Annotated in this window: 7 protein-coding genes; 2 read left to right on the top strand and 5 right to left on the bottom strand. The window is 68.8% G+C overall.

Translation table 11 applies throughout. The features are described from left to right. Positions 1 to 271 precede the first annotated feature (271 nt). The 3 genes from ABZZ04_RS37265 to thyX form a co-directional block, all read right to left on the bottom strand. Positions 272 to 1,957, bottom strand: coding sequence for a ribonuclease J (locus ABZZ04_RS37265; RefSeq protein WP_356936678.1), 1,686 nt, complete (start codon positions 1,955 to 1,957; stop codon positions 272 to 274). Between the two features lie 129 nt (positions 1,958 to 2,086). Further along, on the bottom strand, positions 2,087 to 2,986 hold the full coding sequence (gene dapA, locus ABZZ04_RS37260; protein ID WP_356936677.1) for a 4-hydroxy-tetrahydrodipicolinate synthase: 900 nt from the start codon (positions 2,984 to 2,986) through the stop codon (positions 2,087 to 2,089). A 152-nt stretch (positions 2,987 to 3,138) separates the two neighbouring features. After that, on the bottom strand, positions 3,139 to 3,876 hold the full coding sequence (gene thyX / locus ABZZ04_RS37255; protein WP_356936676.1) for an FAD-dependent thymidylate synthase: 738 nt from the start codon (positions 3,874 to 3,876) through the stop codon (positions 3,139 to 3,141). A gap of 186 nt (positions 3,877 to 4,062) precedes the next feature. On the opposite strand from thyX, the gene ABZZ04_RS37250 reads away from it, so the two are divergent. After that, positions 4,063 to 4,302 (top strand): hypothetical protein, encoded by a 240-nt coding sequence (locus ABZZ04_RS37250; protein ID WP_356936675.1) that lies wholly within the window; start codon positions 4,063 to 4,065, stop codon positions 4,300 to 4,302. Between the two features lie 93 nt (positions 4,303 to 4,395). Next, positions 4,396 to 4,947, top strand: a complete 552-nt coding sequence (locus ABZZ04_RS37245) for a hypothetical protein (RefSeq protein WP_356936674.1) — start codon at positions 4,396 to 4,398, stop codon at positions 4,945 to 4,947. A gap of 138 nt (positions 4,948 to 5,085) precedes the next feature. Here the strand turns inward: ABZZ04_RS37245 and ABZZ04_RS37240 are convergent, their stop codons facing one another. Further along, positions 5,086 to 5,544 (bottom strand): tetratricopeptide repeat protein, encoded by a 459-nt coding sequence (locus ABZZ04_RS37240; RefSeq protein ID WP_356936673.1) that lies wholly within the window; start codon positions 5,542 to 5,544, stop codon positions 5,086 to 5,088. Between the two features lie 12 nt (positions 5,545 to 5,556). After that, positions 5,557 to 6,309 (bottom strand): 4-hydroxy-tetrahydrodipicolinate reductase, encoded by a 753-nt coding sequence (gene dapB, locus ABZZ04_RS37235; protein ID WP_356936672.1) that lies wholly within the window; start codon positions 6,307 to 6,309, stop codon positions 5,557 to 5,559. Positions 6,310 to 6,312: the final 3 nt, after the last annotated feature.

Raw genomic sequence — 6,312 nt, 5'->3', positions numbered from 1 at the left:
CCCTTCCGACTCTACCAGAACCTTTTCCCGTTCCGTTTCCGGACCGGATTCCGAATTCTCGGTGACCGTCGAAGTGGTCTTTTGCCTTTCGGCGGGCCCGACTTTATCAGAAGTTCTGAGTCGGATTTTCCGCCCTGTCCGACACGCTCGCAACACATGGTGTGCGCGGCGTTTCCCGGTCAGGCGGAGCCGTAAACGTACTGGAGCGGGGCCCCCGATGCAAATCGGGGGCCCCGCTCCGGAGTTCGCGCTGCCCGGGTCGGGCGGTGGGTCAGACCTCGACGACGACCGGAAGGATCATCGGGCGGCGGCGGTAGGTGTCGGAAACCCACTTGCCCAGCGTGCGGCGGACCAGCTGCTGGACCTGGTGGGGCTCCAGCACACCGTCCTGGGCGGACTTGTTGATCGCTTCCTCGATCTTCGGCACGACGGAGGCGAACGCCGAGTCGTCGATGCCGGAACCGCGGGCGTGGATGTCCGGGCCGCCCGTGATCTTGCCGGAGGTGCTGTCGACCACGATGAAGACGGAGATGATGCCTTCTTCGCCGAGGATCCGACGGTCCTTGAGCGAGGTCTCGGTGACGTCGCCGACCGAGAGGCCGTCGACGTAGACGTAACCCGCCTGGACCTTGCCGACGATCTTGGCCCGGCCGTCGACGAGGTCGACGACGACGCCGTCCTCGGCGATGACGATGTGGTCCTTCGGCACACCGGTGAGCGCACCCAGTTCGGCGTTGGCCCGCAGATGGCGCCACTCGCCGTGGACCGGCATCAGGTTCTTCGGCTTGCAGATGTTGTAGAAGTACAGCAGCTCGCCGGCCGAGGCGTGGCCCGAGACGTGGACCTTGGCGTTGCCCTTGTGGACGACGTTGGCGCCCCAACGGGTCAGGCCGTTGATCACGCGGTAGACCGCGTTCTCGTTGCCCGGGATCAGGGACGACGCCAGGATCACCGTGTCGCCCTGGACGATCCGGATCTGGTGGTCGCGGTTGGCCATGCGGGACAGGGCCGCCATCGGCTCGCCCTGGGAACCCGTGCAGACCAGCACGACCTCGTCGTCCGGCAGATCGTCGAGGGTCTTGACGTCGACGATCAGTCCCGCGGGGACGTTCAGGTAGCCGAGGTCGCGGGCGATGCCCATGTTCCGGACCATCGACCGGCCGACGAAGGCCACCCGACGGCCGTACTCGTGCGCCGCGTCGAGGATCTGCTGGATGCGGTGCACATGGCTGGCGAAGCTCGCCACGATGATGCGCTTCTGCGCATTGGCGAAGACCGTGCGCAGGACGTTGGAGATGTCCCGCTCGGGCGGTACGAAGCCGGGGACCTCCGCGTTCGTCGAGTCGGCGAGGAGGAGGTCGATGCCCTCCTCGCTCAGCCGGGCGAAAGCGTGCAGGTCGGTGAGGCGGCCGTCCAGCGGGAGCTGGTCCATCTTGAAGTCGCCGGTGGCGACGGCCAGACCCGCGGGGGTGCGGATGGCGACCGCGAGGGCGTCCGGGATGGAGTGGTTGACCGCGATGAATTCGCAGTCGAAGACGCCGATGCGCTCGCGCTGCCCCTCCTCCACCTCGAGGGTGTACGGGCGGATGCGGTGCTCCTGGAGCTTCGCCTCGATCAGCGCGAGGGTCAGCTTGGAGCCGATGAGGGGGATGTCCGGCTTCAGGCGCAGCAGGTACGGGACGCCACCGATGTGGTCCTCGTGGCCGTGCGTGAGGACGATGCCCTCGATGTCGTCGAGACGGTCCCGGATCGTGGTGAAGTCCGGCAGGATCAGATCGATCCCGGGCTGCTCCTCCTCGGGGAAGAGGACTCCGCAGTCGACGATGAGCAGGCGGCCGCCGTATTCGAAGACCGTCATGTTGCGGCCGATTTCGCCGAGGCCGCCGAGCGGGGTGACGCGGAGGCCGCCCTTCGGGAGCTTCGGCGGGGTGCCGAGTTCGGGGTGCGGATGACTCAAAAGACTCTCCTTACCACGCGCGCCACGTACCGCTTGGGCACGTGGCGCGCATGTCATTCGTGCACTTGCTGTTGTCTGTTTTTTCGCTCTTGCGAGTGTTCTTCGCGTATTCAGTTGTGAAGTCTGTGTTTAGAGCTCTACCCCGCCGGCCGCGAGATCGATCTTGAGCTGGGCCGTTTCCTGCTCGGTGAGCTCGACCAGGGGGAGGCGCAGCGGACCGGCGGGGAGACCCTGGAGGGCCAGCGCGGCCTTGGTCGTGATCACACCCTGAGTACGGAACATTCCGGTGAAGACGGGCAGGAGCTTCTGGTGGATCTCCGTGGCCTTCTGGACGTCGCCGCCGCGGTACGCCTCGATGAGGGCGCGCAGGTCGGGGGTGACGACATGGCCGACGACGGAGACGAAGCCGACGGCGCCGACCGAGAGCAGCGGCAGGTTCAGCATGTCGTCGCCGGAGTACCAGGCGAGGCCGGAGCGGGAGATCGCCCAGCTCGCGCGGCCGAGGTCGCCCTTGGCGTCCTTGTTGGCGACGATGCGCGGGTGTTCGGCGAGGCGGACCATCGTCTCGGTGTTGATCGGCACACCGCTGCGGCCGGGGATGTCGTAGAGCATCACCGGCAGGCCGGTGGCGTCCGCGATGGCCGTGAAGTGGCGGAAGAGGCCCTCCTGCGGCGGCTTGTTGTAGTACGGCGTCACCGCGAGGAGGCCGTGGGCGCCGGCGCGTTCGGCCGCGCGGGCGAGTTCGATGCTGTGCCGGGTGTCGTTGGTGCCGATACCGGCGACGATGTGGGCCCGGTCCCCCACTGCTTCCAGTACCGCCCGTACGAGCTGGTCCTTCTCCACGTCGCTGGTGGTCGGGGACTCGCCGGTGGTGCCGTTGATGATCAGGCCGTCATTGCCTGCGTCCACCAGGTGGACGGCGAGCCGCTGGGCGCCGTCGAGGTCGAGTGCGCCGTCCGCCGTGAAGGGCGTGACCATGGCGGTGAGGACCCTCCCGAAGGGGGTCTGCGGAGTGGAGATCGGAGCCATGGGTAACACGCTACTCGCTGCTCAGCGCCCAATGCCCCCTCGGGGGGACAAGCGATAGGAGCCCGGCACTGCCTGCTCGGGGGTTCAAGCAGTGCCGGGTCCGTTTGATCAGCCTAGATGAACTTCACGAAACGCCGCAATACGGACACCGCTTACGGGGCGACGCGTCCGTTTTTGTTGAAGGCTGCATGGGTGAGCGGCATCAGCCGGGCCCAGTGCTCCTCCATCTGCTGGCCGACCATCTCGATCTCCCGCTGCGGGAAGGACGGCACCTTCGCCAGCTCGTGCTGGGTGCGCAGGCCGAGGAAATGCATCAGCGAGCGGGCGTTGCACGTGGCGTACATCGAGGAGAAGAGGCCGACGGGAAGCACCGAGCGGGCCACCTCGCGGGCCACCCCCGCGTCGAGCATCTCCTGGTACGCCTCGTACGCCTGCCGGTACGAGTCCTCCATGACTCGGCCGGTGAGCTCCTGCTGGGCCTGGGTGCCCTCGACGAACTCGTACTTGCCGGGGCGGCCCTGCTGGACCAGCTTGCGGGACGCGTCCGGGACGTAGAAGACCGGCTGGAGCTCCCGGTAGCGGCCCGACTCCTCGTTGTACGACCAGCCGACGCGGTGCCGCATGAACTCGCGGAACACGAAGATCGGGGCGCTGATGAAGAAGGTCATCGAGTTGTGCTCGAACGGGCTGCCGTGCCGGTCGCGCATCAGGAAGTTGATGAGGCCCTTGGAGCGCTCGGGGTCCTTGGTGACCTCCTCCAGGGACTGCTCGCCGGCCGTGGACACGCGCGCGGCGAACAGGACGTCGGAGTCGCCCGCCGCGTGTTTCACCAGCTCGACGGTGACATCGCTGCGGAAGCTGGGCTTTGCGGGCTCGGGGGTCTCGGTCACCGGCGGGGTCCTTCCAGTTGCGTCGCTCGGGCGGCGCCCACTCTACGGGCCACCACCGACAACCAGGACCGGAAGGTCCGTCAGGGGATTTCTTCGACGAATTCGGCGATTCGGGGCACCGATCGGGCCCTTCGCACGTCTGACTCATTAGCAGCATCCGAAACAGAGTTCAAGGAGAGCTTCCTCATGTTCCGCCGGCGTGAATCCGTCCCGTTCTCGTTCGTGGCCGAGGCCGACCGATTCCGCAGCAATGTCACCCCTCCCCCGCGGGAGCGCGCCAGCGTCTCCCAGCTGGCCGGCCGGTCCCTCGTCGGGCTGACCGTCGTCGCCGGTCTCGTCGGCTCGCTGATCCTCGGCCTGCCCGCGCTCAGCCCCGCCCAGAGCCCCTCGCACGCCGAGCAGACCGAGGCCTCCGACGGGCGCTGACCCGTACGGGCCCCCTGGGGTGGTCGGGTCATGGCCCCCTCGGTAGCCTCACCGGGCACAGCAATCGAGCATGCTTGTGAGTGAGGATCAGTCGTGCCCCTGCCCTTCCTGACGGCCGACCGCGCGTTTGACGCGAGCGCTGAGGACATCGCGCTTCCGTTCGACGACCACGACAGTTGGCGGCGCCCGTACCGTCCCGGCCCCTGGCGGGTCGCGGCCGGGGCGGGCCTGTTGCTGCTCGCGTCCTTCGTGCTGTTCGCCGGGATGATCATCGCGTTCGCCGGGGCGCTGCCGGGCACCATCGTGTGTCTGGGGGTGGCTCTCGCGATCATCATCTGTGCCCTGCGGCTGCTCCGGATGGGTGCCTGGGTGAGCCGGCACGGCGTGCGCCGGGTGGGTTTCCTCTCGACGACGACCGTGCCGTGGAACCGGGTCACCGCGATCCGCACGGTGCAGCAGCCGGTGCGGTGGCTCGGTTTCCCGCGCACGGTGCAGGGCCAGGCCCTGGTCCTCGTGCGTCAGGGGAACGCGCCGATGGAGCCGCTGCTCACCGACAACAACGCGGACTTCCTGAGCCGGGGAGAGGCGTTCGACCGGGCGGCGGACACCCTGGAGGCGTGGGGGGACGAGTACCGCCGGGTCTGACACGAGGGTGCACCGAAGCCGAAGCCGTCCGGGAGCTGTTCGCCGGACGGCTTCGGTCTTTTCCGCTTCGGTCTTCTCCCCGTCCACCCGCCGCGTCCGCTCCCCGCGGTCACGGCCCGGACGGGCCCGGGGCCGGGGTCAGGACGTGCCGGCCCCGGCCGATCCGGCGTGCAGGGCGATCGCCCGCTGCATGGCCTTCCGGGCCCGCGGGGTGTCCCTGGCGTCCTGGTACGCGACGGCCAGACGGAACCAGCAGCGCCAGTCGTCCGGGGAGTCCTCGGTCTCCTCGCGGCGGCGGGTGAAGACGGCGTCGGCCGAGTCGCGGTCGATCCGGCCGGACGGCGTACGGACCAGCTCGTCGACCGGCAGGCCGCCCTCCGCGTCGAGTTCCGCCGCCAGCGCGTTGGCCCGTGCCACGAACTGGGTGTTCTTCCAGAGGAACCAGACCCCGATCACCGGCAGGATCAGCACCGCGACCCCGAAGGCGACCGTCAGCAGGGTGCCGTGCTCGATGAGCATCACGCCGCGGCTGCCGACCAGGACGAAGTAGAAGACCAGGACGGCGGCGGTGACGAAGTAAGTGATCTTTGCGCGCATGGCAGGGCTCAGTCAGTTCAGGTCGAGGAAGTTTTCCAGGCCGAACGTGAGGCCGGGAGTGGTCACCACGCGGCGGGCGCCGAGCAGGATGCCCGGCATGAAGCTGCTGTGGTGCAGCGAGTCGTGGCGGATGGTGAGCGTCTCGCCCTCTCCGCCGAGCAGCACCTCCTGGTGGGCGAGCAGGCCCCGGAGCCGTACCGCGTGCACCGGGACGCCGTCGACGTCCGCACCGCGGGCGCCGTCCAGGGCCGTGGTGGTGGCGTCCGGCTGATCGCCGAGGCCGGCCTTCCGGCGGGCCTCGGCGATCAGCTGCGCGGTGCGGGTGGCGGTGCCCGAGGGGGCGTCGACCTTGTTGGGGTGGTGCAGTTCGACGACCTCGACGGACTCGAAGTAGCGGGCGGCCCGCTCCGCGAACTTCATCGTGAGGACGGCGCCGATGGAGAAGTTCGGCGCGATGAGCACACCGGTCTCCGGGGAGCCGGAGAGCCAGGTGTTCAGCTGCGCGAGCCGTTCGTCGGTCCAGCCCGTGGTGCCGACGACGGCGTGGATGCCGTGCCGGATGCAGAAGTCGAGGTTGCCCATCACCGATGCGGGGGTGGTGAGCTCGACGGCGACCTGGGCGCCGGATTCCGCGAGGGTCTCCAGCTTGTCCCCGCGGCCGAGGGCGGCCACCAGCTCCATGTCGTCGGCGGTCTCGACGGCTCGTACCGCCTCGGACCCGATGCGGCCCTGGGCGCCGAGAACGGCCACGCGCAGCTTGCTCATTGC

The sequence above is a fragment of the Streptomyces sp. NPDC006435 genome (genome assembly GCF_040612315.1).
GTDB lineage: Bacteria > Actinomycetota > Actinomycetes > Streptomycetales > Streptomycetaceae > Streptomyces.
Note: the sequence above shows the minus strand (reverse complement) of the source record. Positions and strands in the feature narration are given on the sequence as shown.

Bases quoted from the DNA above. Each gene is read 5' to 3' on its own strand.
- dapA (WP_356936677.1), bottom strand. From the start codon at position 2,986: ATGGCTCCGATCTCCACTCCGCAGACCCCCTTCGGGAGGGTCCTCACC.
- ABZZ04_RS37250 (WP_356936675.1), top strand. From the start codon at position 4,063: ATGTTCCGCCGGCGTGAATCCGTCCCGTTCTCGTTCGTGGCCGAGGCC.
- ABZZ04_RS37240 (WP_356936673.1), bottom strand. From the start codon at position 5,544: ATGCGCGCAAAGATCACTTACTTCGTCACCGCCGCCGTCCTGGTCTTC.
- dapB (WP_356936672.1), bottom strand. From the start codon at position 6,309: ATGAGCAAGCTGCGCGTGGCCGTTCTCGGCGCCCAGGGCCGCATCGGG.